The sequence below is a fragment of the Bacillus sp. 05T31 genome (genome assembly GCF_056396725.1).
Genome location: NZ_JBFTMA010000949.1, coordinates 1 through 1,289 on the forward strand (window position 1 = coordinate 1; position 1,289 = coordinate 1,289).

2 protein-coding genes are annotated in these 1,289 nt (G+C 40.2%); both read left to right on the top strand.

Translation table 11 applies throughout. The annotated features are described in order from the left end of the window. On the top strand, positions 1-187 hold a 187-nt coding region (locus tag AC1DJR_RS30180; protein WP_477004280.1), incomplete at its 5' end, for an N-acetyltransferase. A 305-nt stretch (positions 188-492) separates the two neighbouring features. Then, positions 493-996: a GNAT family N-acetyltransferase gene (locus AC1DJR_RS30185; protein ID WP_477004281.1), complete on the top strand. Its 504-nt coding sequence runs from the start codon at positions 493-495 to the stop codon at positions 994-996. Positions 997-1,289 lie beyond the last annotated feature (293 nt).

Sequence of the window (1,289 nt, forward strand, 5' to 3'; positions counted from 1 at the left end):
AATTGAACGWGGTGCAAAAGAACAATGGGTTTCAGTTGCAAAAGATAATGMTATRGGAATTCCATTTTATGAAGCRGTTGGATTTAAATACCAAGATGAAAGACCAGCTTATGGGCTACCTGTARGCGAAGGTTTCACMTCTATTCGATACAAACGTGAGTTAGCAATTAGCTTAGTTGAAAGATAAGTAAAAAAGAACTCGTCCGAATTATATTTAGTTTATAGTTGTTGAAATCAATAAAAGTAAAGGCAAGGACCTATTTGATATGTATAATATGTTTTTGCCTTTATATTATAGTTAGTTTTGAAAAAAGTTTGATAAAAAGGTCTATTTTGTAGGGTAATTACCTATGCATAAAATAACACTAATTTTTTGTACACTGTTGCTATAAATTCTCGCGAGAGTTGGAAAAGAGCCGGGTTTCCAACCTGATGTGGTGATGAGGTGCGAAGCTATTATGAGTGCAGTGACATAACTAGGAGGTTTCCACTATGACAGCTTTATTTAAAGCTATGGAGTTCCAGCTGAAAACTGAACGACTTGATCTGAGTATGTGGGAGGAATCCGATTCAGTCTGGATGAGAAAATTAATTGGCGAACGTGGTGTGGATATGCCACCCCTTGACGCCGTTCGTAGCAAGCTTATCGAGATGCGTAAGAGAGCAGGCGAAAATGGCATTTCCCTTCTCACTATTCGCCGACGAGACGAAGGTGATTTCATCGGATACTGTGGCTTGATTATCGGTCGTTCCACACTGGAAGAGCCGGAGATCGCATACGAGTTGTTCCGCAGTGCTCATGGCAAAGGCTATGCGACTGAGGCAGCATCTGTTGTKCTGGACGCTGCGATTGCTACGGGGCGCCACAGACTTTGGTCGACTGTAGGCACTTGGAATGTTGCGTCCTTCCGGGTGTTAGAAAAGATAGGATTTAAGAGGCATCACAGTACGTGGGACGAGCGCGGTGAGATTGTTTGGAACGTACGCGACCTTTAGAAATCCCGGACCTAACTCGAAACTATTGAAAAGGAGAAGAGGTCATTAGTTTGGGCAAGAATCCAGATAAAGATAAAATAACTGATTTATAATTCAAATAGTGACAAACTATAACTGAAGCATGTCCTCGAAAGCGGAGTGTTGCCTTCGCACCGAGGCTATGCCCTCCCCCAAAAACCAATCGAACGTTTCAAGTTATATATCTTTATTATACTGATTAAACTAAATATTTATTGTKTACTTATTTCATTCATTATGTAAATAAAAAAGGATAATTAGYCCTCATAATGGAC